Annotated in this window: 20 protein-coding genes; 9 read left to right on the forward strand and 11 right to left on the reverse strand. The window is 69.3% G+C overall.

The genetic code is table 11. From position 1 onward, the window contains the following. Position 1: 1 nt before the first annotated feature. The 3 genes from ACFLIT_RS00545 to guaA are packed head-to-tail and all read left to right on the forward strand — an operon-like array spanning position 2 to position 3,253. Positions 2–394 carry an MAPEG family protein gene (locus ACFLIT_RS00545; RefSeq protein WP_479909225.1) on the forward strand — a complete coding sequence of 131 codons (393 nt, stop codon included), beginning with the start codon at positions 2–4 and terminating at the stop codon, positions 392–394. After that, the gene (locus ACFLIT_RS00550) at positions 391–1,662 is read left to right on the forward strand and encodes an RsmB/NOP family class I SAM-dependent RNA methyltransferase (protein WP_479909226.1); all 1,272 of its coding nucleotides are present in this window, start codon (positions 391–393) and stop codon (positions 1,660–1,662) included. The genes ACFLIT_RS00545 and ACFLIT_RS00550 overlap by 4 nt, the downstream gene beginning before the upstream one ends. Positions 1,663–1,693: 31 nt before the next feature. Next, positions 1,694–3,253: a glutamine-hydrolyzing GMP synthase gene (gene guaA / locus ACFLIT_RS00555; protein WP_479909227.1), complete on the forward strand. Its 1,560-nt coding sequence runs from the start codon at positions 1,694–1,696 to the stop codon at positions 3,251–3,253. Positions 3,254–3,273: 20 nt separating this feature from the next. On the opposite strand, the gene ACFLIT_RS00560 is transcribed toward guaA, so the two are convergent. The 5 genes from ACFLIT_RS00560 to mgrA form a co-directional block, all read right to left on the reverse strand. Continuing rightward, complete coding sequence (locus tag ACFLIT_RS00560) at positions 3,274–4,191, reverse strand: NADP-dependent oxidoreductase (RefSeq protein WP_479909228.1); 918 nt, start codon at positions 4,189–4,191, stop codon at positions 3,274–3,276. Between the two features lie 24 nt (positions 4,192–4,215). Next, positions 4,216–4,713 (reverse strand): SRPBCC domain-containing protein, encoded by a 498-nt coding sequence (locus tag ACFLIT_RS00565; protein WP_479909229.1) that lies wholly within the window; start codon positions 4,711–4,713, stop codon positions 4,216–4,218. After that, positions 4,706–5,068, reverse strand: a complete 363-nt coding sequence (locus ACFLIT_RS00570) for an ArsR/SmtB family transcription factor (RefSeq protein ID WP_479909230.1) — start codon at positions 5,066–5,068, stop codon at positions 4,706–4,708. Before ACFLIT_RS00570 ends, ACFLIT_RS00565 begins: the two co-directional genes overlap by 8 nt. Positions 5,069–5,134: 66 nt before the next feature. Next, complete coding sequence (locus ACFLIT_RS00575) at positions 5,135–5,398, reverse strand: hypothetical protein (protein WP_479909231.1); 264 nt, start codon at positions 5,396–5,398, stop codon at positions 5,135–5,137. Between the two features lie 117 nt (positions 5,399–5,515). Continuing rightward, positions 5,516–6,547, reverse strand: a complete 1,032-nt coding sequence (mgrA, locus tag ACFLIT_RS00580) for an L-glyceraldehyde 3-phosphate reductase (protein WP_479909232.1) — start codon at positions 6,545–6,547, stop codon at positions 5,516–5,518. Between the two features lie 243 nt (positions 6,548–6,790). On the opposite strand from mgrA, the gene ACFLIT_RS00585 reads away from it, so the two are divergent. From ACFLIT_RS00585 to ACFLIT_RS00595, 3 genes are all read left to right on the forward strand, one after another. After that, positions 6,791–8,287: an FAD-dependent monooxygenase gene (locus tag ACFLIT_RS00585; protein ID WP_479909233.1), complete on the forward strand. Its 1,497-nt coding sequence runs from the start codon at positions 6,791–6,793 to the stop codon at positions 8,285–8,287. A 158-nt stretch (positions 8,288–8,445) separates the two neighbouring features. Then, positions 8,446–8,928 carry a DUF3237 domain-containing protein gene (locus ACFLIT_RS00590; protein WP_479909234.1) on the forward strand — a complete coding sequence of 161 codons (483 nt, stop codon included), beginning with the start codon at positions 8,446–8,448 and terminating at the stop codon, positions 8,926–8,928. A gap of 94 nt (positions 8,929–9,022) precedes the next feature. Continuing rightward, a complete protein-coding gene (locus tag ACFLIT_RS00595; RefSeq protein WP_479909235.1) occupies positions 9,023–9,856 on the forward strand; it encodes a hypothetical protein in 834 nt (277 codons plus the stop codon). Here the strand turns inward: ACFLIT_RS00595 and ACFLIT_RS00600 are convergent. Both ACFLIT_RS00600 and ACFLIT_RS00605 read right to left on the reverse strand, forming a co-directional pair. Then, positions 9,853–11,142, reverse strand: a complete 1,290-nt coding sequence (locus tag ACFLIT_RS00600) for a flavin-dependent oxidoreductase (RefSeq protein WP_479909236.1) — start codon at positions 11,140–11,142, stop codon at positions 9,853–9,855. The two genes, ACFLIT_RS00595 and ACFLIT_RS00600, sit on opposite strands and share 4 nt — an antisense overlap. A 66-nt stretch (positions 11,143–11,208) precedes the next feature. Continuing rightward, positions 11,209–12,840, reverse strand: a complete 1,632-nt coding sequence (locus ACFLIT_RS00605; protein ID WP_479909237.1) for an FAD-binding dehydrogenase — start codon at positions 12,838–12,840, stop codon at positions 11,209–11,211. A gap of 76 nt (positions 12,841–12,916) precedes the next feature. Here ACFLIT_RS00605 and ACFLIT_RS00610 point away from each other — a divergent pair, with 76 nt between their 5' ends. Next, positions 12,917–13,408, forward strand: a complete 492-nt coding sequence (locus tag ACFLIT_RS00610) for a hypothetical protein (protein ID WP_479909238.1) — start codon at positions 12,917–12,919, stop codon at positions 13,406–13,408. Here the strand turns inward: ACFLIT_RS00610 and yghU are convergent. The 3 genes from yghU to ACFLIT_RS00625 all read right to left on the reverse strand — a co-directional run bounded on the left by yghU (position 13,405) and on the right by ACFLIT_RS00625 (position 18,591). Then, positions 13,405–14,286 (reverse strand): glutathione-dependent disulfide-bond oxidoreductase, encoded by an 882-nt coding sequence (gene yghU / locus ACFLIT_RS00615; RefSeq protein WP_479909239.1) that lies wholly within the window; start codon positions 14,284–14,286, stop codon positions 13,405–13,407. The genes ACFLIT_RS00610 and yghU overlap by 4 nt on opposite strands. A gap of 72 nt (positions 14,287–14,358) precedes the next feature. Beyond that, a complete protein-coding gene (locus ACFLIT_RS00620) occupies positions 14,359–15,687 on the reverse strand; it encodes an MFS transporter (RefSeq protein WP_479909240.1) in 1,329 nt (442 codons plus the stop codon). Between the two features lie 105 nt (positions 15,688–15,792). After that, entirely contained in the window at positions 15,793–18,591 is a 2,799-nt protein-coding gene (locus ACFLIT_RS00625; RefSeq protein ID WP_479909241.1) for a DUF7133 domain-containing protein, read from the reverse strand. Positions 18,592–18,990: 399 nt separating this feature from the next. Between ACFLIT_RS00625 and ACFLIT_RS00630 the strand changes: the two genes are divergently transcribed. Further along, complete coding sequence (locus ACFLIT_RS00630) at positions 18,991–20,013, forward strand: c-type cytochrome (RefSeq protein WP_479909242.1); 1,023 nt, start codon at positions 18,991–18,993, stop codon at positions 20,011–20,013. Between the two features lie 149 nt (positions 20,014–20,162). Next, positions 20,163–21,449, forward strand: coding sequence for an NHL repeat-containing protein (locus ACFLIT_RS00635; RefSeq protein WP_479909243.1), 1,287 nt, complete (start codon positions 20,163–20,165; stop codon positions 21,447–21,449). A 66-nt stretch (positions 21,450–21,515) separates the two neighbouring features. On the opposite strand, the gene ACFLIT_RS00640 is transcribed toward ACFLIT_RS00635, so the two are convergent. Then, on the reverse strand, positions 21,516–22,214 hold the full coding sequence (locus ACFLIT_RS00640; protein WP_479909244.1) for a DUF899 family protein: 699 nt from the start codon (positions 22,212–22,214) through the stop codon (positions 21,516–21,518). Positions 22,215–22,286: the final 72 nt, after the last annotated feature.

Below are 22,286 nucleotides of genomic sequence, written 5' to 3' on the forward strand. Positions count from 1 at the left end.
CATGGCCACCGAACTTCTCCTGCTCGGCGCGGCCATCGTCATCGGGTTCGTCTACTGGATGGCCGACGTCGCCCTGGTGACGGCGCAGCGCGGCAGCAAGTGGAACCTGGGCAACCGCGAGGTGAACGCGCCGCTCACCGGCGCGGCCCAGCGCGTCAACCGCGCCTTCGCCAACTTCCGCGAGACCTTCCCGTTCTTCGCGGCGGCGGTGATCGTCTGCTACCTCGGCGGCAAGCTGGGGCCGCTGACCCTCTGGGGCTCCTGGCTCTACGTGGTCGGGCGCGCCGTCTACCTGCCCGTCTACGCCGCCGGGATCGTCGGCCTGCGCAGCGCGGTGTTCACCGTCTCCTGGATCGGTACGATCATGGTCGTCGCCGCCATCTTCCTCGCATGAGGGACGGAGGGCGGATCGCCGCCGCGATCGAGATCGTCGAGGACATAGAAGCCCGCCGCAAGCCCGCCAAGCTGGCCATGAAGGCCTGGGGCGACGCGCACCGCTTCGCCGGCTCGGGCGACCGGGCCTGGATCGCCGGCCTGGTGCTCGACGCCCTGCGCCGCCGCCGCTCGCTGGCCTGGATCATGGAGGCCGACAGCGCCCGCGCGGCCTGCCTGGGCGTGCTGCGCTACGCCTGGTCCTGGCCGCTGGACCGCATCGCCGCCGCCTGCGCCGAGGCTCCGCATGGGCCGGGCGAGCTGACCTCGGCGGAAGGCCGCCGCCTCGGCGATCCGCGCGATCTGGCCGATGCGCCCGAGCCCGTGCGCGGCGACTATCTCGATTGGCTCGACCCCTCGATGCAGCGGGTGTTCGGCGATCGGCGCGCCCGCGAAGGCGCCGCCATGACCACCCGCGCCCCGGTCGACCTGCGGGTCAACACCCTGAAAGCCGCCCCTGAGCAGGTCTTGGAAGCGTTGTCCGGCCTCGACGCTCACCCGGCGGGCCGCCTGCCGACCACCCTGCGTATCGACGCCCCGGTCGCCGCCGAGCGCGTGGCCCCCGTCGAGGCGCATCCGGCCTATGTGCGCGGCTGGTTCGAGGTGCAGGACGCCGGCAGCCAGATCGCCGCGGCGGTCGCTGGCGACGTCACCGACGCCAGGGTGCTCGACCTCTGCGCCGGCGGCGGAGGCAAGACCCTGGCCCTGGCGGCGGCCATGGCCAACACCGGCCAACTCTACGCCTACGACCGCGACCCGCGCCGCATGGTCGACATCATTCCGCGCGCCGAGCGGGCAGGGGTCTCGAACCTCACCGTCCTCACCCCGCTCGACAAGGCCCCGCTGGCGGGGCTGGAAAACAGCCTCGACCTCGTCTTCGTCGACGCGCCCTGCACCGGCTCCGGCACCTGGCGGCGCCACCCCGACACCAAGTGGAAGCTGACCCCCGCCAACCTCGCCACCCGCAATAAGGAACAGGACCAGGTGCTGGCCCAGGCGGCCGGCCTCGTCCGCCCCGGCGGCCGCATCGTCTACGTCACCTGCTCGCTGCTGCCCGAGGAGAACGAGGATCGCGTCGAGGCCTTCCTCGCCGCCCACCCCGATTTCACGCTCGGCGACCTGCCCGCCGCTGTCGCGCCCCTGTCCAAATCTCCTGGAACGCTGCGGCTTTCGCCCGCCGAGAGCGACACCGACGCCTTCTTCGCCGCCGTCCTGGTCCGCGCCGGATGACGGCGTCTCGATTCTGAACTAGAGCCTCGCCATGCAAACCCCCGCCCACCAAAAGGTCCTGATCGTCGACTTCGGCAGTCAGGTGACTCAGCTGATCGCCCGCCGCCTGCGCGAGAGCGGCGTCTATTGCGAAATCCACCCCTTCGACAAAGCCGAGGCGATGGTGGAGGCCTACGATCCCAAGGCCATCATCCTCTCGGGCGGCCCGGCCAGCGTGCTGGAGGCCGACAGTCCCCGTATCGGCAGCAAGCTGTTCGACTACGGCGTGCCGCTGCTGGCCATCTGCTATGGCGAACAACTCCTCTGCGACGTGCTGGGCGGCAAGGTCGAGGGCGGCCACGACGGCGAATTCGGCCGCGCCGAAATCACGATCCAGAAGGACAGCCCGCTGTTCGCCGGTCTCGCGCCCATCGGCTCGGAAGAGACCGTCTGGATGAGCCACGGCGACCGCGTCACCGCCATCCCCGAGGGCTTCGAGGTGATCGCCACGTCGCCGGGCGCGCCGTTCGCCGCCATCGCCAACGAGGCGCGCAAGATCTACGGCGTGCAGTTCCACCCCGAGGTGGTCCACACCCCGCGCGGCGCCCAGATCTACCGCAACTTCACCCACAACATCGCCGGCCTCACCGGCGACTGGACCATGGCCGCCTTCCGCCAGGAGATGGTCGAGAAGATCCGCAACCAGGTCGGCAAGGGCCGGGTGATCTGCGGCCTTTCCGGCGGCGTCGACAGTTCGGTGGCGGCGGTGCTGATCCACGAGGCGATCGGCGATCAGCTGACCTGCGTCTACGTCGACACCGGCCTGATGCGCCTGGGCGAGAGCGAGCAGGTCGTCTCCCTGTTCCGAAATCACTACAATATTCCGCTGGTGCACGTTGATGCGTCGAAGGATTTCCTCGGCGCCCTCGAAGGCGTCAGCGACCCGGAAACCAAGCGCAAGACCATCGGCCGCCTGTTCATCGAGGTGTTCGACCGCGAGGCCGCCAAGGTCGAGGGCGCCGAGTTCCTCGCCCAGGGCACCCTCTATCCGGACGTGGTCGAGAGCGTCTCGGCGCGCGGCGGCCCGAGCGCCGTCATCAAGAGCCACCACAACGTCGGCGGCCTGCCGGACTTCATGAAGCTGAAGCTGGTCGAGCCCCTGCGCGAGCTGTTCAAGGACGAAGTCCGCGCCCTCGGCGTCGAGCTCGGCCTGCACAAGGATTTCGTCGGCCGCCACCCGTTCCCCGGCCCGGGCCTGGCCATCCGCATTCCCGGCGCCATCACGCCGGAGAAGGTCGCCACCCTGCAGCAGGCCGACGCCATCTACCTCGACGAAATCCGCAAGGCCGGCCTCTACGACGAGATCTGGCAGGCCTTCTCGGTGCTGCTTCCGGTGAAGACTGTCGGCGTCATGGGCGACGCCCGCACCTACGAGGACGTCCTGGCCCTGCGCGCCGTGACCTCCACCGACGGCATGACCGCCGACTTCTACGAGTTCCCGTGGCACGTCCTCGGCAAGGCCGCCACGCGGATCATCAACGAGGTGCGCGGCGTCAACCGCGTCGTCTACGACGTGACGTCCAAGCCGCCCGGCACCATCGAGTGGGAATAAGCTAGGTCCGCCGCGCCGCCCTAAGCGCCCACGCGAATGATCGTCTTGCCCGGCGTGCGTTTCGTCGGGTTGAAGGCGGCGACGGCGTCTTCGAGCGGCGCGACCGTGCCGATATTGGTCCGCAGGCGTCCGTCCCGGACGCGCTGGACGATCTCGCCCAGTTGGGCGCGGTCGGCCTCGACCACGAAATCGATCGACCGGCCGCCCACGGGCCGCGCCTCGGCCGGCCCGACGATGGACACCAGGGTTCCCCCGTCCCGAACCAGGGCGGCGGACCGCCTGCCGATGTCGCCGCCGATGAGGTCGAACACCAGATCGACCTGGCCGACGTCCTCCAGGGCCTGGTTGTCGAGATCGATGTAGTCGTTGGCGCCGAAGTCGAGCGCCTTCTGTCGGTCGGGGGCGCGCCCGGTGCCGATCACATAGGCGCCGAGTTCACGCGCCAGCTGCGTCACCATCGACCCCACCGCGCCGGCCGCGCCGTGCGCGATCACGCGTTGGCCGGCCTGCAGGCGGCCGTGCACGATCAGTCCCTGCCACGCGGTCAGGCCCGAGATCGGCAGGCTGGCGCCCACCGTGAAATCGACGTCGCCGGGCAGGGGGGCCAGGTTGCGGGCCTCCACCGTCACATAGTCCGCCAGGGTCCCGTCGCGGGACCAGTCGGTCAAGCCGAACACCCGCTGCCCGACCGACAGCCCCGTCGTCCCATAGCCGAGGGCGGTGACCACGCCGGCCAGCTCGTGGCCGGGGACCGACGGCGTTCGGTCGCGGCCCAGGCGATCGGTCCAGGTCGAGGGCCAGCCCAGCTCGGTGTTGACGAACCCCGAGGCGTGAACCCGAACCACGACGTCGTTGATCGACGGCTGCGGCTCGGGCCGCTCCACCAGCCGCATCCCCGCCGTCCCCGCGGCCTGGTCGGACACCACGATCGCTTTCATGGACATGTCTCCCTTTGATTCAGCTCAGCCCTTGGCGACCAGCATGGCGAGCACGTCGTCGAGCTGGCGGAATTGTTCGGACGTCGGGTCGTCCATCGCCGCGTCCTCCGCGCCCGCGATCGTGGCGTCGAGCGCCTCTTTCGAGGGGTATGCGTCATGCATCGTCAGCCGCGTCCGGCCGTCGTCGTCGTCCTCGAAGGTCACGGTGGTCATCGTGACCTGCCCGCCTTCCTCGTTGGTCCAGACGAGCCGTTCGTTGGGGACCACCTCGACGTACTTGCCGAAGAAGGTCATGGCGTTGGCCATGTCATGCCCGAACGAGACGCTGTAGCCGCCGCCCGTCCGCACATCCATCTCGCAGGCGATCATCGGCACGGGGCTCGATTTCGGCGCCCACCACAGCTGGAAGAGCTCGGCCTTGGTCCAGGCCTGATAGACCAGCCGCACCGGCGCATCGAAGGTGCGCGTCACCACCAGGTCGCGGTCGGACCGCCGCTCCGTCTGCGTGCGTCCGTCACCCATTGTCCCGCCCATCGCGTTCCTCCTTGCGTTTCATGGCCGCGACCACATGGTCCAGCGCGTCAAACCGTTCGGTCCACAGCCGGCGACGCCCCTCGATCCAGGCCGCCGCGTCGTCCAGCCCGTCCGCGCCCAGCCGGCAGGTGCGCACGCGTCCCACCTTCTCGGTGGTCACCAGCCCGGCCTGCTCCAGCACGCCGACGTGCTTCTTCATGCCCGTCAGGGTCATGTCGAACCTCTCGGCGAGGTCGCTGATCGAACAGTCCCCGCGCCCCAGCTGCTCCAGCACCCCGCGACGCGTGGCGTCCGAAAGGGCGGCGAAAGAGGCGTCGAGCCGAGCTGTTAAAAACTGAACCATGTGGTTCAGTGTAAGCCTGGGGGCGCGCGCTGGGCAATAGCGGAAGTGCGGGCTGGGTGCGCGTGCTCAGGCCTCGACCGGCCGAGGCCGCAGGCGGTCCTTCCATACCTTGCCGGCGGCGGCCAGCCCGACCGTCGCGGCGACAAAGGCGAAGGCGCCCGCCACGTAGAAGGCCAGCAGCAGCAGGCCCGCCGGCCCAAGGGCCCCAATGGGGTCAGGTCCGAAGACGGCCGTCCAAAAGGTGTCCGGATAGACCTTCTCCAGCGTCGTCAGCCACTTCACGACAACCGCCAGATAGGCCGTCAGGCTCAGCAGCGCCCAGGTCCTCATGCCGGCCAGTTTCGCCTCCGGCCCTCGAAAAATTCGCCGATGCAACCACGCACGGATCGCGGCCTTGCTGAGCATGATGGATTTCCCTCTCTCGATTGGTGAAGGGGCGACGCCGCCTCAATAGCTGGCGGACTCCCGCCAGAGGTCGGTGCCGCCGTCGGTGGCGTACCGGTCGATCTCGGCCAGTTCCTCGGACGAGAACACCAGGTTCCTGACCGCGTCGAGCGAGTTGTCGAGCTGCTCCACCGTCCGGGCGCCGATCAGGGCGGAGGTGACGCGGGGATCGCGCAGCGCCCAGGCGATGGCCATCTGCGCCAGGCTCTGGCCCCGGCGCTCGGCGATGGCGTTGAGCGCGCGCACGCGGGTCAGGTTCTCCTCGCTGAGCATGCCGCTCTTGAACGAGGTCTCGTTCCTGACGCGGGCGTTTTCCGGCACGCCGTTCAGGTATTTCGAGGTCAGCAGGCCCTGGGCCAGGGGCGAGAAGGCGATGCAGCCGGCGCCCACCTCGTCCAGTGCGTCCAGCAGGCCGTCCTCGATCCAGCGGTTCAGCATCGAATAGTTGGGCTGGTGGATGAACAGCGGCACGCGCTCCTCGGCCAGGATGGCGGCCGCCTTGCGCGTCAACTCCGGCGAATAGCTGGAGATGCCGATGTACAGCGCCTTGCCCTGGCGATGGATCTGGGCGAGCGCGCCCATGGTCTCCTCCAGCGGCGTCCTGGGATCGACCCGGTGCGAATAGAAGATGTCGACGTAGTCGAGCCCCATGCGTTTCAGCGACTGGTCGAGGCTGGCGATCAGGTACTTCTTGCTGCCGCCGATGCCGCCATAGGGGCCGGGCCACATGTCCCAGCCGGCCTTGGTGGAGACGATCAGCTCGTCGCGATAGGGCGCGAAATCGCTTCCCATCACCCGCCCGAAGTTCTCCTCGGCGGAGCCGGGCGGCGGGCCATAGTTGTTGGCCAGATCGAAGTGGGTGACGCCCCGGTCGAAGGCGCGGCGCAGGATGGCCCGACCGGTCTCGTAGACGTCGTTCCCGCCGAAGTTCTGCCAGAGGCCCAGCGAGATGGCGGGCAGGTCCACGCCGCTGCGGCCGCAGCGCCGATAGGGCATGGCGCCGTCGTAGCGGTTGGCCGCCGGGGTATAGGTCATGGGAATGCTCCGCCTTGAGAGCCGGCAGAATAGGCTTCTGAGCGCCCGGCGGAATTGAGCGGGGCGCAACGGATCGCTGAATACGGCTCAGCTCATCTTCGATGTCGGGGGCGGTGAAGAGGCGGCGGATAGCCCGGCCTCCCTCTCTCGGACTTATATGTGGTGGCGCCCCCCGGTTGCCGCAAGCCCCCGGTCGGGCTGTAGAGACCGCGATCCTGGTTCAAACGTGGAAGGGGTCGCGCAATGCAAAATCACGCCGTGGTCATCGCGGGCGGCGGGCCGACGGGCCTGATGCTGGCGGCGGAGCTGGCGCTGGCGGGGGTGGATGTCGCCGTCGTCGAGCGCCGGCCGGATCAGAAGGTCGCCGGCTCGCGCGCGGGAGGCCTGCATTCGCGCACCCTGGAGGTGCTCGACCAGCGCGGCGTCGCCGACCGCTTCGTCGCGGCGGGGCAGAAGGCGCAGGTGGTCGGCTTCGCCGGCGTCCAGTTCGATCTCTCGGACTTCCCGACCCGCTTCCCCTACAGCCTGGGGCTGCGGCAGCATCACATCGAGCGGTTGCTGGCCGGCTGGGTCGATGAACTGAAGGTCGCCTTCTATCGCGGCGTCGAGGTCGCGGACCTGACGCAGGACGAAGACGGCGTCGACGTGGCTCTGAGCGACGGCCGCACCCTGCGGGCGCGATACCTCGTCGGCTGCGACGGCGGGCGCAGCGTCGTCCGCAAGGCGGCCGGCATCGCCTTCGTCGGCTCGGACGCCACCACCAGCAACCTGATCGCCGAGGCCGATCTCGGCGACCCGCCGCCGGAGTGGGGCATCCGCCGCGACGCGCTCGGAACCCATGCGCTGGGCCGCGTGGAATACGAAATCCGCGACGGCAGGATCGTCTACGCCGATCACGGCCCGGTCGGCATCCTCGTCACCGAGAAGGGCCTGGATCAAACCGGCGAGCCGACGTTCGCCGACCTCAAGGCGGCGCTCGTCGCGGTCTATGGAACCGACTTCGGCGTCCACGACCTGACCTGGATCTCGCGCTTCACCGACGCCGCGCGGCAGGCCGAGACCTATCGCCAGGGCCGCGTGCTGGTGGCGGGCGACGCCGCCCACGTCCATCCGCCGGACGGTGGTCAGGGCCTGCAGACCGGCGTCCAGGATGCGGCCAACCTCGGCTGGAAACTCGCCCAGGTGGTCAAGGGGGTCTCGCCGGACAGCCTGCTGGGCAGCTACCACGCCGAGCGCCATCCGGTGGCGGCCAGGGTGCTGCGCAACACTCTGGCCTCCGTCGTCATGCGACGGGAGGACGACCGCACCACCGCCCTGCGCGCCACGTTCGCCGAACTGCTCGGCATGGACGAACCGCGCCGCCGCTTCGCCGCCATGATGTCCGGCCTCGATATCCGCTACGACCTCGGCGAAGGGCATCCGCTGCTGGGGCGGCGCATGCCGGATCTGGATCTCACCATCGCCGGCGAGCCCGTCCGCGCCTTCACCCTGCTGCGCGACGCCCGGCCGTTGCTGCTCGATCTCGGCGGCCTTGGCGACTTCGACCTTACGCCCTGGATGGATCGGGTGCGCCGCGTCGAGGCGACCTATGAGGGAGATTGGGAGCTCCCGGCCCTCGGCCCCGTCACGCCGCCCAAGGCCGTTCTGGTCCGGCCCGACGGCCACGTGGCCTGGGTCGGGCAGGGGGATGTCTCGGGCCTCGTCGAGGCGCTGAGCCGTTGGTTCGGGCCGCCGCTCTAAACCCCAGTCACTTCAACCCGTCATGGCCGGCCCTGTGCCGGCGACCTATGAACACCGCTCGCGGGGGCGCGCACCCGGCGATGACGGAAGATTTGGAGGCATACAAAGGCGCCTCCAGTGAATCGCGGCATGCTGCGCCGCCACCGCCGAGGACCACCATGACCGGCCCAAACCCTTCCGACGCTCCGCCCGGCCTGGAATTCGAGTTCCGCCTGACCATCCAGGTCGGCAAGCCCATCGACCAGGGCGTCTGGGAGGAGCGGCGGCGGCGGATCATCCCGATCCTCGGCGGCGCGGTCGAAGGGCCGCGCTTCAAGGGCGTGGTCCTGCCCGGCGGCGCCGACTGGCAGGCGGTTCACGTGGGCGACGGCGTCGCCGGCATCTACGCCCGCCAGACCCTCCGGCACGAGGACGGCGCGGTGATCGAGATGATCAATCCCGGTGTCCGCCGCGGCCCGCCGGAAGTCATGGCCCGGCTCGCCGCCGGCGAACGCGTCGACCCGTCGCTCTACTACTTCCGCGGCGCCCCCACCTTCGAGGTCCCGCCCGGCCCGCACCGCTGGCTGGCCGAGAGCGTCTTCGTCTGCGTCGGCCGGCGCTGGCCGGAGGGCGTGGAACTGGATGTGTTCCGAGTGTTATAGGGGAGGGCGGCCCCCCCCCCCCGTAGCGGACATCGTATTCCTCCGAGTTTCCCATACGTCCGCCTCTGACGCCCCCGCCTGCTTCACTGGGTGTGTGACCCCGCCGCCCGCCAGCCCTGACGAGACGCCCGCCGCCGACTTCGCGCGGCCGGTGCTGGAGCGTCAGCTCGCCAAGCTGGAGCGGCTGGCCGACATCGGCATTGAGATCGCCGAAAGCCTTCGCGGGCAGGTCGCTGAAGCTTCCGAGCCGGTCGATCCCGTCGCAGTCACCCTGGCCTTCAGCCGGGTCTCCCGCGCTGTGCGCCTGACCTTCGCCCTGCAGATCGAGGTGATCGACAAGCTGCGCGGCGTCGGCCGGATCGAGGACTATGAAGCGGACCTCGCCTCTCGGGACGCCACCCCTGCAACGGCGCCCGCCAAGGTGGAAGATCCGCGCCTTCGCGCCCGCAAGGACGACATCGCCGCCACCCTCACCGGCATCATCGACGAAATCCACAAGGACGCCGAGGGCGGCGAGGCCCACGAGCGCTGCATCCGTGAAGCCACCGAACGGCTGAAGGAGGCGGAGGACCTTGGGGACATCCTGTCCCGGCCCTTCGAGGAGGTCGTCGAGCAGATCTGCCGCGACCTGGGGCTTTCGCGGACCTCCCTAAATTCGGTTCATCCCGACGAAAGTCGGGACCCAGGCTTTTTTAGTGAGACGGCGGTTCGAGACGAGACGCCAGCAAGTCGAACGCACGCGTCGCCTGCAAATCCCGAAACAGAAAACACCTGGGTCTCGACTTTCGTCGGGATGAACCCAGGGGAGGGATTGCCGCCTCGCACCCCGCCGCCTGACCCCGACGCGCTCCCCGGATATCCCGTCGGTCTCCCCGGCGAGCTTCCACCCGAGCGTCCCCGCCGCCGGCCCTACTGGCAGTCCGGCTAAACCCCCTTCGCCCGAGCCCCCTCGGCGATGGTCGGCGGCGCGTTGTTCAAAGCCTCCATCGCGAAGCCCGCCGCCGCCTTGTAGTTGGCCATGAACGCCGCGCGTTCCTCGGCGGGGATCACCGCGTCGATATCGTCGAACACCCCGCCGCAGCGCTCGTCCACCAGGTTCAGCAGGCCGAACGGCCCCGCGCCGCGATTGCGCAGCACCACCTGCGAGATCGGGCCGCAGAGCCGGGCGTCATAGGCGGCCAGCGCCTCGGGCGTGACGCCGTGTTCGACCATGGCCGCGCCCAGCACGCGGGCGTCGACGATGGCCTGCGACGCGCCGTTCGAGCCGGTCGGATACATGGCGTGGGCCGCGTCGCCGAGCAGGGCTGCCGGGCCGTCGACCCAGGTCGGGATCGGGTCGCGGTCGATCATCGGATTCTCGAAGGCGCCGCCCTCGGCCCCCTCGATCAGGGCCGGCACGTCCAGCCAGTCGAATTTCCAGTCGGCGAAGTGATGCAGGAATTCGGTGATCGGAACCTGGCGGAACCAGCCGCTCAGCTGGCTCTCGTCGGGATCGTCCACGGTGATCTCGGCGATCCAGTTGATCAGGGCCAGCCCCGTCTCCGGATCTGCCGGCGAGATCGGATAGATCACCATCCGGTGGTTGTGGGCCCCGAGCCCGACGAACGAGGCGCCGGTGCGGATCGGCCTGGCGCGGGTCACGCCGCGCCACATCAGGCCGCCGCCCCAGTGGATCGGCGGCTGGTCGGGATGCATCTGGGCGCGGATCGCCGAGTGGATGCCGTCGGCCCCAATCAGCAGGCGAGCGTCGATCTCCGACGCGGTCCCGTCGGCGTGCTCCACCGAGACCACCACGCCGTCCGCCGTCGTCCGGTAGCCGACCGCGCGGCTGCCCAGCCGCACGGCCTCGGCGCCCAGGCGTTCGACCACAGTGTCGTAGAGCGTCATGTGCAGCCGGCCGCGATGCACGGCGTACTGCGGCCAGTGGTAGCCCGCCAGCATGCCGCGCGGCTCGGCATAGATGTCGGCGCCGTTGCGGCCGACCAGGGCCCACTCCCGGGCGGGCAGACCAATTCGCTCCAGCACGTCGTCCCCGATGCCGAGGTCGTAAAGCTCGCGCACCGCGTTGGGCTGCAGGTTGATGCCGACGCCCAGCGGCCGCATCTCGCGCACCGCTTCCAGCACGAGGCAGGGCACGCCGATCTGATGCAGCGTCAGCGCGGTGGCCAGACCGCCGATGCCGCCCCCGGCGATGACCACGGGTTTGTCGGACATGCACAAAAATCCCCACAGCAGAGGTGGGTCTCTAGCGTCTGGGAGCGGGCAGCGGCAAGCCGCGCCTCAGACCTGCCGCGCCGCCGCCCGTCCGGCGTTGCGGCCGCTGAACAGGCAGCCGCCGAGGAAGGTGCCTTCCAGCGCGCGATAGCCATGCATGCCGCCGCCGCCGAAGCCCGCCGCTTCCCCCGCCGCGAACAGTCCGAGGATGGCCTGGCCACCGCCGCCGAGCACCCGGCCGTCGAGATCGGTCTCCAGTCCGCCCAACGTCTTGCGGGTGAGGATGTTGAGGCGCACGGCGATCAGCGGACCGTGCTTCGGGTCCAGCAACCGGTGCGGAACAGCGACCCGCGTCAGGCGGTCGCCGAGATAGCGGCGGGCGGTGTGGACCCCCATCACCTGGCCGTCCCGGCTGCCGGGGTTGGTCATCTCCCGGTCGCGGGCCTCCACCTCGCGGCGGACGGCGGCGGGATCCAGCAGGCTTTCGCCAGTGAGGGCGTTCATCCGGGCGATCAGGTCGTTGAGATCGTCGCTGACGATGAAGTCGGCCCCGTGCGCCTTGAAGGCCTCGACCGGGCCGGTGGCCTTGCGGCCGATGGCGCGCCGGGCGGTCAAGGCCCAGTCGCGGCCGGTCAGGTCCGGGTTCTGCTCGGAACCGGAGAGGGCGAACTCCTTGCGGATGATGCTCTGGGTGAGGATGAACCAGCTGTGGTCGAAGCCGGTGCGCCGCATATGCTCCAGCGTGCCGAGCGTGTCATAGCCGGGATAGAGCTGGGCGGGCAGGCGGGCGCCGCGGGCGTCGAGCCACAGGGACGATGGCCCGGGCAGGATGGGGATTCCGTGGTTGGGCCAGATCGGCGACCAGTTCTGCAGACCCTCGACGTAATGCCACATGCGGTCGCGGTTGATCAGCTGCGCGCCGGCCGCCTCGCTGACGCCCAGCATCCGGCCGTCGACGTGCGCCGGCACGCCGGAGACCATGTGCCTCGGCGGCGTTCCCAGGCGGGCCGGCCAGTTCTGGCGTACGAGGTCTTGGTCGCCGCCGATGCCGCCGCTGGCGACGATGACCGCCGGTGCGCGCAACTCGAAGTCGCCGACCACCGTGCGGCTGCTGCTCTCGCCGCGCTCGGCGTGGCTTTCCACCAGGACGACGCCCTCGACGCCGGTGACCGCGCCGGCCGTGACGGTCAGGCGATCGACGCGGTGGCGGAAGCAGAAGGTGATCCGGCCGGCGGCCTCCGCGGCCAGCGCCCGGCGCTCGAACGGTTCGACCACGCCGGGACCCGTGCCCCAGGTGACGTGGAAGCGGGGGACGGAGTTGCCCGCGCGCTCGGCCCAGCCGACGATGGGGAAGAAGCGGTGGCCCATCCGGCGCAGCCAACTGCGCTTCTCGCCGGCCGCCCAGGCGACGTAGGCCTCGGCCCAGCGGCGCGGCCAGCGGTCCTCGTCGCGGTCGAAGCCGGCGGTGGCCTGCCAGTCCGACCAGGCGAGGTCGAAGCTGTCGCGCACCCCGAGACGGCGCTGTTCGGGGCTGTCGACGATGAACAGGCCGCCGAGCGACCAGAAGGCCTGGCCGCCGAGGTTCTGGCGCGGCTCCTGATCAACGAGGACGACGCGCTTGCCGGCGTCCGCCAGTTCCGTCGCGGCGACGAGGCCGGCCAGGCCGGCGCCGACGACGATCGCGTCCGCATCGAGCATGGGCCGCTCCTGTTGGTCTGCAACCAGATGACAGCATCGGCGGCGCTGGCGATAGTGCCGCCGCGGAGGGGCTCACATGCGTCGACTGACCGGACTTATCCTGGCGACGGCTCTGGCCGCCTGTTCTCCGAAACCCGAGGAAGCGCCGCCGCCGGCGCAGAAGCCGATGATCGGGGCCTCGACCCAGGCGCTGGTCACCAGCCAGGCCCACCTGATGGGCGAGGAGCCGCGCTACGGCGCCGCGACCTGGGCGCGGCGGGCCGACGAGGGCGAGCTGATCGTCTGGGCGCTGGATCCCGGCGAGCCGACGCCGGCGGTGACGGCGAAGATCCGGGGCGAGCGCATCGCCTCCTTCGTGCAGCACGGCACGCTGACCCGCAAAAGCCTGGCCGCCCTGGCGGCGGCGGCCGGCGCGCCGCCGGGCGATCACGGCCCGACGGCGGACAAGGTGCTGGCGCTGATCGCCGAGGCCAAGGCGAAGGCCCAGCCGATCAGCGGCGAGATCGGCGGCGCGACTTGGACAGCTGTCCCCACCGGCGACGCGGTGAGGGCGGCCCCCAAGCCCTAGCGGTTGTCGGCGTTCAGCTTGTCCTGGGTGCGCAGTTCGAAGTCGCTGGCGTCGTGGCGTTCGTGCAGCTGCTCGGCTTCGGGGCCGAAGTTGCGGTTGACCATGCGGCCGCGTTTGACGGCGGGCCGCTCGGCGATGGCGTCGGCCCAGCGGTTCACATGCTCGTACTCGTGGACGGAGAGGAATTCGGCGCTGTCGCCGTAGAGCCAGCCTTTCACCAGGCCGCCGTACCAGGGGAAGACGGCGATGTCGGCGATGCTGTAGTCGTCGCCGCCGAGGTATTCGCTCTCGGCGAGGCGGCGGTCGAGCACATCGAGCTGGCGCTTGGTCTCCATCGAGAAGCGGTCGATGGCATATTCGATCTTGAACGGCGCATAGGCGTAGAAGTGGCCGAAGCCGCCGCCGAGATACGGCGCGCTGCCCATCTGCCAGAACAGCCAGTTGAACACCTCCGCGCGCTGGGCGGGCTCGGTCGGCAGGAAGGCTCCGAACTTCTCCGCGAGGTAGGTGAGGATCGAGCCGCTTTCGAAGACGCGGACCGGCTTGTCGCCGGAGGTGTCGAGCAGGGCGGGGATTTTCGAGTTGGGGTTCACCTCGACGAAGCCGCTGGAGAACTGGTCCCCTTCGCCGATCCGGATCAGCCAGGCATCGTACTCGGCGCCCGTGTGACCGGCGGCCAGGAGTTCTTCCAGGAGGATCGTCACCTTCTGGCCGTTGGGCGTGGCCAGGGAATAGAGCTGCAGCGGATGCTTGCCGACCGGCAGGACCTTGTCGTGCGTCGGCCCGGCGATGGGCCGGTTGATGCTGGCGAACTGGCCGCCGTTACCCTTGTTCCAGGTCCAGACCTTCGGGGGAACGTATGCTGCGTCGTCGGCCATGTCCTGCTCCACTGTACCGGTGTCGGTTGCTGTCCGGAGGCAGATATAGGGCGGCTGCGGCGGCCCGCGAGGTCAGGCGGCCGTTTCTTTCGCGGGCGCCGCGTAGGCGGCGGACAGCTGGCGGTAGTAGGGCGAGCGGAACGCCAGCGCCGTGATCACGATGCCGACCAGACCGGCCACGGTGAACACCAGGGCGATGCTCCGGTCGGGCCCACGGCCGAACCAGTCGCCGATGGCGTCGGCCCCTGCGCCCGTGGTCATGAACGGGATGACGAGGAACTGCGTCAGCGGTCCGATCAGGAAGGCGGTCAGCGGGGAGGCGGCCTGTTCGACCGACTGGGCGAAGCCGAACACGCGGCCCTGGCGCTCGAAGGGCACGACCTTCTGCAGCGTGGTCTGCTCGGCGGCCTCGGCGTAGGGGCCAAGCAGCATCCAGAGGAAGCAGCCGGCGCCCAGCAGCGGAATGGAGGATTTCAGGGTGAAAACCGCCGCCACCGCCCACGCCGCCAGATTGACCAGCAGCAGGGTGCGCAGCGGATTGCGGCCGAGGCCCGTGCGCGAGATCAGCACCCCGCTGATGATGAAGGCGCAGGAGATGGCGGCCCACAGCAGGCCCCAATGCTGGACCTTCATCATCGACAGGCCATAGGCGTCCATCAACGCCATGAAGACGCCGCCGAGGAGGTTGTTGAGCGTGGCGAAGATGATCAGGGCGAAGAGACCCGGCACGGCGGCGATCACCCGGATGGTGCCGGCGAGGTCCAGCTTGCGCTCCGGCGGCTCGGCGCCTTGTTCGGCCGCTTGCGAGGTGGCCGAACCGACCTTCAGGGGCACGAAGATCAGGTGCCCGAAGGCGAGCAGGGTGAGGGCCAGGGCGAAGACCAGGGTTCCGCGCATGCCGCCCCAGGCCACCAGGAAGCCGCTGATCATCGAGGTGGCGAGGAAGCCGATGCCGCTGACCATGCCGACAAGGCCGTTGGCGCGGTCGCGCCGTTCCTCCGGCACCAGGGCGGTGACCATGGTCGGCAGGGCGATGGTCCGCAGGTTGCCGCCGATCACGCCCAGCATGATGAGGCCGATGAACAGCCACAGGGCGACGCCGTGCACCCTTCGGAAGGCTGGTTCGGGGACGACCTGAAGATAGGCGAGGGCGATGGCGTAGAAGCCGAAGGAGACGATGCTGGAGGCCAGCATCACCCGTTTCTTGTCGTAGTGATCGACGATGCCGCCGAACCACAGGCCGCTGGCGGCGATCAGCGCCAGGTAGACGCCGGCGATCATGCCGGTGGCGAACACCGAGCGCGTCTCGAGGAACACCCAGAACGTCAGGGCGAACCAGACCGTGAAGTTGGTCAGGTTGGCGACCAGATTGTTGGCCAGCAGATGGTGGAATGGGGCCATGCGGCGCGAAGCCTAGACCGGCGGCATGCGGCGGCGAAAGGCGCAAAAGAAAAGACGCGGCGTTCGAAACGCCGCGTCTCTCTCAAGTCGTCAAATGCTGTTCGATCAGGCCGAGGGCTTTTCGAACAGTTTCAGGTGGCGCATGCCCCAGCGGCTGTCGGCCGCTTCGGTGACCGTGAACTTCACGAACTTGGCGGGCGTCGCCGGGAACATGAGGCTGTTGTACATGCTCGAGCCCTTGCCTTCGGCGACGGTCTTCCAGGTCGTGCCGTTGGTGGAGACTTCGACCTTGTAGCCGCGCGGATAGTAGACCTGACGCGGCGGACGCTGGCCGGGGGTCGCGGGGCGCGGAGCCGGGGCGGCGCCCGCAGCCGGGGCGCGGGCGAAGGCGGCGCTGATCAGGGCCTGGTAGTCGATGCCCGTCAGGTTGACCGTCTTCGGCAACTCGACCTGCCAGAACATGCCCGGCTTCTGGGTTTCGCCGGTGTTCCAGCCTTCCAGGTTCAGCGCGCCGGCGGGGTTGCCGGTGCCGCCGATGATCACCGGAGCGGTGTCGCTCGCGGAGACCTTCCAGCTCGAGTCCGCTTCCACGAGGCGCGGCTGCACCTTGTTCAGTTCGGCCTCGGTATAGGGGGTCTCGCGGTTCGCATCCCACTTGCGGGCCTCGGCGACCATGGCCGGCGTGACCATGTTGGATTCATTGGTCATGCCGTTGCGCAGATAGGAGGCGACGGCGGCGATCCACTCGTCGGATTCCGCCTTCTGCGGCACCATCACGCCCGCGGCGTAGCTCTTGCCGTCGATCGGATCGGTCAGGCCGTGGAGCAGCACGCGCAGGACGTGCTCCGGGCTGCCCTGGATGCGCGGGTTGCCGGCCAGGGCCGGGGCCATCATGCCGCCGGCGCCGTCCGACGCGCCCAGGCCGTCATGGCCGTGGCACTCGCCGCAGGATTCCGCGAAGATCTGCGCGCCCCTTTCGAGCGAGGCGACCTCGGCCGCGGTGCGGACCGGCGGATTGTCGCCGCCGCCAAAGCCGGCCGCCGCCGCCGCGGGCGGGTTGATGATCCGGTTGGCGACCAGTTGCACGCCCTTGGCGTTGTTGGCGGCCTGAACCGTCTTGGCCAGGTCCACCGCATCCGGCAGCTTCAGGTACTGGGCCGTCAGCAGGGCCTGGATGGCGACGTTGGGATCGCGGTCGCTGGCCAGGGTCTTGTAGTCGGCCGCGAACGAGGTGTCGCCGCCGGCCTTGTAGAGGCCCTCGCTGAGGCGGATGCCCTGAGCGCGGATCTGCGGGTCGGTGTCCTTCATGAAGGTGCGGACCAGGCCGGCGTCGAGGCTGCCGAGGCCGTCCAGGGTCCAGGCCGCGTGGATGCGGGCCAGTTGGCTGCCCGACTGGGCGAGGGTCTTCAGGGCCGGGACGACCGACTTGTCCTGACGCAGCACCAGCTGCTGCTGGGCGGTGTCGCGCCACCAGCCGTTCGGATGGCTGAGGAAGGTGACCAGCTTGGCCGAGCTGTCCTGGAACATCGTCGGCTTGGTCTTGTCACGCTCCATGCCGTTGTAGGTCAGCCGCCAGATGCGGCCGTATCCGATGGCGGTGTCGAGCTTGTACTGGTTGATCTTGGCCCGCAGATAGGAGCCGGGCTGGGCCCATTCCCCTTCCTGAATGATGCCGTGGTACATGTCGACGATGTACATGGTGCCGTCCGGCGCGGTCTTGTTGTCGACCGGGCGGAACAGCGGATCCATCGACTTGATGAATTCGGACTTCTGGGCCTGGTAGGGATTGCTGACCTGGGTCAGGCCTTCCAGGTTGGTCGGCTTGGAGCGGCGCAGGATGCGCGCCACCACTTCACCGTAGAAGTAGTCGCCCTGCAGCTCCTGCGGCAGGCGGTCGCCGCGATAGACGTTGGCGCCCGAACCGGCGGTGGTCGCGTTCAGGGAGCCTTCGCCTTCGCGAACGGCGTTGAGGCCGCCCTGCATGTCGCCGATGCCGATCGGCGCGCCCCAAGGCACGCGGAAGCCGTCAGCCAGCTGTTCCGGGTTGGGGATGTTTCCGTAGAGGATCGGGAACTGGAAGTAGCTCGGCAGGCCCGAGGCGCCGCCCTGGAACCAGACCTTGCCGTAGTTGTCCTGAGACACGCCCCAGGCGGCGCCGTTGGCGCCAACGGCTTCCTTCTGCACGCCGTTCGGCGTCCAGCGCACCCGCACCGAGTTGTAGGTGGAGTACATCCAGTTATCCATCGCCCAGGTCAGGTGGCTTTCCTGGTGTTCGACGTTGCCCGAGCGGCCGAGGCCGGTGACGAACAGTTCCTTCTTGTCGGCTTTCCCGTCGCCGTTGGTGTCGGTGTAGAGGAAGGTGTCGTTGGAGTTGGACTCCTTGGCGATCAGCTGGCCGTCGCCCATCGGGGTGACGAAGCGCGGGAAGATCAGGTTGTCGATGAAGGTGGTGCCCGTCTCGTAGACGCCGTCTCCGTCCTTGTCTTCCCAGCGGCTGATGCGCGAGCGCGGCGTCAGTTCGTCCTTGGCGTCGGCGTCGAGCATGTAGGTGCGAAGCTCGAGCACATACATGCGGCCGTTGGCGTCGAAGGCGATCTGGCCGGGCTGCTCGATCTGCGGATCGGTGAGCACCGGGGTCATCGAATAGCCCGGCTGCAGCTGGAACAGCTTCTGCTCCTCTGCCGGACGCAGGTGCGGCACCGGCGGCTTGGGCGACAGATCGACGCCCTCGAGGCCGAACGGGCCACGGTTCGGCGCCGGCGGGCCGGCCGGGGCCGCGGCGGGCGGAGCCGCGCCCATGCCGCCGGCCGGCGGGGTCTGGGCATTGGCCGAATAGATCACGACGCCGAGAAGGGCGCCGGCGGCGACCCCGGTGATCAGCGTCGAGCGGGAGACTCGTTTCATGTCGAACTGGCTCTCTTGCGAAGCGGTTAGGAGCGGTTGGGCTCTCGGTATCTGACGAGCGTGGCGAATTTTCGCCGCGCCGCTGGAGTTAGAGGCAGGGGGAGGGCTCCAGCGCGGCCCCGGTCATGGCGTTTCGATCGGACGTGATGTGATCCATCGGTTTCCCCCAATGTCCGCTTCTTACGAGCGGTTGAATTCTCGGATATTTCAGAGGCGCAAAGGCCCGTTCGCGAGCCTCGCCTTAGATCGCGCGTTATTGTGTACGGGCCCTGCGCGGGTCAAGCCGGCCAGCCCCAAGTCTGCCAAGGAGTGAGAGCCGTTTGACCGCGTTTGGGGCGGGGCTTGCGGCGCGGGACGGCTTCGGCTGGAATGCCGCAAAACTAAAAGGGGGGAGGGGGCATGGCTCGCCTCGGAACTGGCCTGCTCGGCGTGGCGGCGTGTGTCGGCGTCTGGCTGGTCGCGTCCTATGATTCGCACGGGCAGACGCCGGACAAGACGCCGTACTGGGCCTATGCGGTCAATCCGCCGCCGCCCGAAGGCTCGACGCCGCCGGCCCCGCGGCCCGCGCCGGCCGCCAACGCCAGGCCCGCCGCGCCGCCGGCGACGCCGGTGACGGTGCCGGGCAGCAAACTGGTTCTGCCCGCCCGCCCCAGCGACCTCTACAGCCCGCCCGATTGGCATCCGGAAGAGCACGCTCCCTTGCCGGCGGTGGTCGCCGGCGGTCGCAAGCCGGGCGTGTTCGCCTGCGGCTATTGCCACCTGCCGACCGGCGACGGGCGGCCGGAGAACGCGCCGATCGCCGGGCTGCCGGAGGCCTACTTCCTGGAGCAGATGGCTGATTTCAAAAGCGGCGCGCGCAATTCCTCCGTCCGTCGCGGACCGTTCAGCCTGATGCAGAACCTCGCCAAGGCGGCGACCGACGAGGAGATCAAGGAGGCGGCCGCCTATTTCTCGAAACAGAAGCCGACGTCGCACCTGAAGGTGATCGAGGCGACGACCGTGCCGAAGACGGTGGCGCGCGGCTCGATCCTGCAACTGGACCCGGCCGGCGGTCAGGAGCCGATCGGCGAACGGATCATCGAGACGCCCGAGAGCCTCGACCAGTTCGAACTGCGCGACAATCACGTCACGATCCTGGCCTATGTGCCGCCGGGCAGCATCGCCAAGGGGCGAGCGATCGCTTCGGGCGCCGGCGGCCACGCCGAGACCGCCTGCAACACCTGCCATGGGGCCAAGCTGGAGGGGATGGGCGACATCCCCGGACTGGCGGGCCGTTCGCCGAGCTACATCGTCCGCCAACTGCACGATTTCCAGACCGGCGCCCGCGCCGGAGCCGGGGCGGCGCCGATGAAGCTGGTGGCCGAGCGCCTGGACGGCGCCGGCGTCGTCAACGTCGCGGCCTACGCCGCCTCGCTGAAGTAGATCGTGGCTCCGCTCTCATCAGGCGAGAGGTGGGGGCGGCCGTCGCGACCCAGGCAACACTGTGAAATGTCATCCGGGCGCGCGTCGCTTAAGGTGAAGGTAAGCGGCGGGGAAGCCGCATTGAAAACAAACGGAATTCGGAGGCTGTTTTGAAACCCTGGATCGTGGGCCTGGTGGTGGGCCTTACCGCCACATCGATGGTGATGGCGCAACAGACGCCGCCGCAGGGCGGTGGCGGCGCGCCGGCGGCCGGCCCCCAGGCGGGCGGCGCCCAGCGCGGCGGGCCGCAGCAAGGCCGCATCCGACCGGCCAACATCTCGAACATGCCGGGCACCGACTCCGGCTTCGGCTGGCCCTGCGACCAGCTGACGACCTATGGCGAGGTGCAGCCGGCGGGCTGGCCGAACGTGCCCTACGGCAAGAACGCGCCGCCTTCGACGGCGCCCGCGTTCAAGCTGCCCGAATACACCGCCCCGGCGCCGGCCGGCCCGAACAGCACGCTCGGCGCCGCCGGCCCCGAGACGGGCGCCAATTCCGAGGGCGCCAAGGCGCGCGGCCTGGTGATCCCCAACGTGCCCGACCTGCCGTGGAAGTTCGTCGACGGTCCGCAGGCGCCGCGCGGCACCCCGGGCTGGGCCAACGTCAACGGCGTCGGCCTGCTGAAGAACGGTCGCCTGATCGTGACCCAGCGCGCGCCGATGTATCAGATCATGGAATACACGCAGGACAACAAGCTGGTCCGCGCCATGCAGCCGAACCTGCTGGCCCGTCCGCACGGCATGCGGATCGACGCCAACGACAATATCTGGATCACCGATCAGAGCTGCAACACGGTGGTGAAGCTGAACCAGATGGGCGAGGTGCTGCTGACCATCGGCACCCGCGGTAAGACCGGCATCTGGGATGAGGCCAAGGGCGAGCGCTTCCTCAGCCAGCCGACCGACGTGGCCATCGCGCCGAACGGCGACGTCTTCGTCTCCAACGGCCACGGCCAGGGCGATCCGCGCGTGTTCCGCTTCGACAAGAACGGCAAGTACATAACGTCGTGGAGCATGAAGCGGGACGACCCGTCTCAGGCCATCATCCACACCATCGTCGTGCGCAAGAACGGCGAGGTGCTGGTCGGCGACCGCGAGCTGCACCTGATCAAGATCTACGACGCCAACGGCAAGTTCCTGCGCCAGATCAAGCTCGATAACCTGCTGTGCGGCATGTACATCGACGCCAAGGACCAGCTGTGGGTCACCACCGGCATGGACGGCATGATCCTGCGCGTCAGCTGGGACGGCAAGGTGCTGGGCAAGATCGGCAAGCTCGGCTGGGCCCGCGACGACTTCGGCGAGGCTCACTACATGACCATGACGCCCGACGGTAAGACCATGTACGTCAGCGACACGGTCAACAACGACGTGACCAAGCTGGTGCTGGCTGAATAGGCCGCTTCAGCGGTCGGGAAACGGAGGCGGGCCTGCGCGAGCGGGCCCGCCTTTTTCTTTGCGTGGTCAGTAGCTGAGCTTGGGATACCAGGTCGGCGGGCGGCCTTCGGGGGTCAGGTCGAGGATCGACCAGAGCGAGGCGATGTCGGGCGCATCGCGCGGGTCCTGCCCGGGGTCGGCCATCTCGGGGGCCATGCCGCTGAACCAGAACAGCCGCGCCTTGTCGCCGTCGCGCCTGAAGACCAGCAGGGCGGCCCACTCGCCCTCGTCGTTGAGCACGCCGATGTCGGTGGCGAAGTCGTCGCCGACCGTCTGAACGAAATCGAGATGCCGCCAGCCGCGCTCGGCTGCGAAGGCGTTCTGGCGCTCGACGGGGCTGCGGCCGAGGATCTTCAGAGCCACGCGTTGCTTGATGTCGTCGGCGTTGCCGTTCACCGCGCCCAGCCAGTTGGTGCACATTGGGCAGGGGCGCTCGCGCTGCGGGCCGTACATCCAAAAGTACGCCACTAGCGTGTCCTTGTCGCCGAACAGGTCGAGCAGGCCGACGTCGGCGCCGTTCTCGTCCTTGAAGCGATAATCCTTCTCGACGGCCGGGCCGGGCGGCAGGGCGCGGCGCTGTTCGGCCAGCCGGGTGGCGTGGCGGCGAAACTCGATTTCCTCGGTCAGCAGGGCCTGCCGCGCCCGACGATAGGCGTCGCTGGAGCCGGGAAAGGGAATCCGCAGGTGGGCCGCCATCTCGGCGGCGGGCGTCAGGTCGGCGGGCATGGGGACCTCCGGTCGGGGACGTTTGGCGAACGCGGACTTGGCGAGGAGGGTTGCCCGGCGCGGGCGACCTCG

It is taken from the genome of Caulobacter sp. HJHS_5 (assembly GCF_056683955.1).

Bases quoted from the DNA above. Each gene is read 5' to 3' on its own strand.
- ACFLIT_RS00545 (WP_479909225.1), top strand. From the start codon at position 2: ATGGCCACCGAACTTCTCCTGCTCGGCGCGGCCATCGTCATCGGGTTC.
- ACFLIT_RS00550 (WP_479909226.1), top strand. From the start codon at position 391: ATGAGGGACGGAGGGCGGATCGCCGCCGCGATCGAGATCGTCGAGGAC.
- guaA (WP_479909227.1), top strand. From the start codon at position 1,694: ATGCAAACCCCCGCCCACCAAAAGGTCCTGATCGTCGACTTCGGCAGT.
- ACFLIT_RS00560 (WP_479909228.1), bottom strand. From the start codon at position 4,191: ATGAAAGCGATCGTGGTGTCCGACCAGGCCGCGGGGACGGCGGGGATG.
- ACFLIT_RS00565 (WP_479909229.1), bottom strand. From the start codon at position 4,713: ATGGGTGACGGACGCACGCAGACGGAGCGGCGGTCCGACCGCGACCTG.
- ACFLIT_RS00570 (WP_479909230.1), bottom strand. From the start codon at position 5,068: ATGGTTCAGTTTTTAACAGCTCGGCTCGACGCCTCTTTCGCCGCCCTT.
- ACFLIT_RS00575 (WP_479909231.1), bottom strand. From the start codon at position 5,398: ATGAGGACCTGGGCGCTGCTGAGCCTGACGGCCTATCTGGCGGTTGTC.
- mgrA (WP_479909232.1), bottom strand. From the start codon at position 6,547: ATGACCTATACCCCGGCGGCCAACCGCTACGACGGCGCCATGCCCTAT.
- ACFLIT_RS00585 (WP_479909233.1), top strand. From the start codon at position 6,791: ATGCAAAATCACGCCGTGGTCATCGCGGGCGGCGGGCCGACGGGCCTG.
- ACFLIT_RS00590 (WP_479909234.1), top strand. From the start codon at position 8,446: ATGACCGGCCCAAACCCTTCCGACGCTCCGCCCGGCCTGGAATTCGAG.
- ACFLIT_RS00600 (WP_479909236.1), bottom strand. From the start codon at position 11,142: ATGTCCGACAAACCCGTGGTCATCGCCGGGGGCGGCATCGGCGGTCTG.
- ACFLIT_RS00605 (WP_479909237.1), bottom strand. From the start codon at position 12,840: ATGCTCGATGCGGACGCGATCGTCGTCGGCGCCGGCCTGGCCGGCCTC.
- ACFLIT_RS00610 (WP_479909238.1), top strand. From the start codon at position 12,917: ATGCGTCGACTGACCGGACTTATCCTGGCGACGGCTCTGGCCGCCTGT.
- yghU (WP_479909239.1), bottom strand. From the start codon at position 14,286: ATGGCCGACGACGCAGCATACGTTCCCCCGAAGGTCTGGACCTGGAAC.
- ACFLIT_RS00620 (WP_479909240.1), bottom strand. From the start codon at position 15,687: ATGGCCCCATTCCACCATCTGCTGGCCAACAATCTGGTCGCCAACCTG.
- ACFLIT_RS00625 (WP_479909241.1), bottom strand. From the start codon at position 18,591: ATGAAACGAGTCTCCCGCTCGACGCTGATCACCGGGGTCGCCGCCGGC.
- ACFLIT_RS00630 (WP_479909242.1), top strand. From the start codon at position 18,991: ATGGCTCGCCTCGGAACTGGCCTGCTCGGCGTGGCGGCGTGTGTCGGC.
- ACFLIT_RS00640 (WP_479909244.1), bottom strand. From the start codon at position 22,214: ATGCCCGCCGACCTGACGCCCGCCGCCGAGATGGCGGCCCACCTGCGG.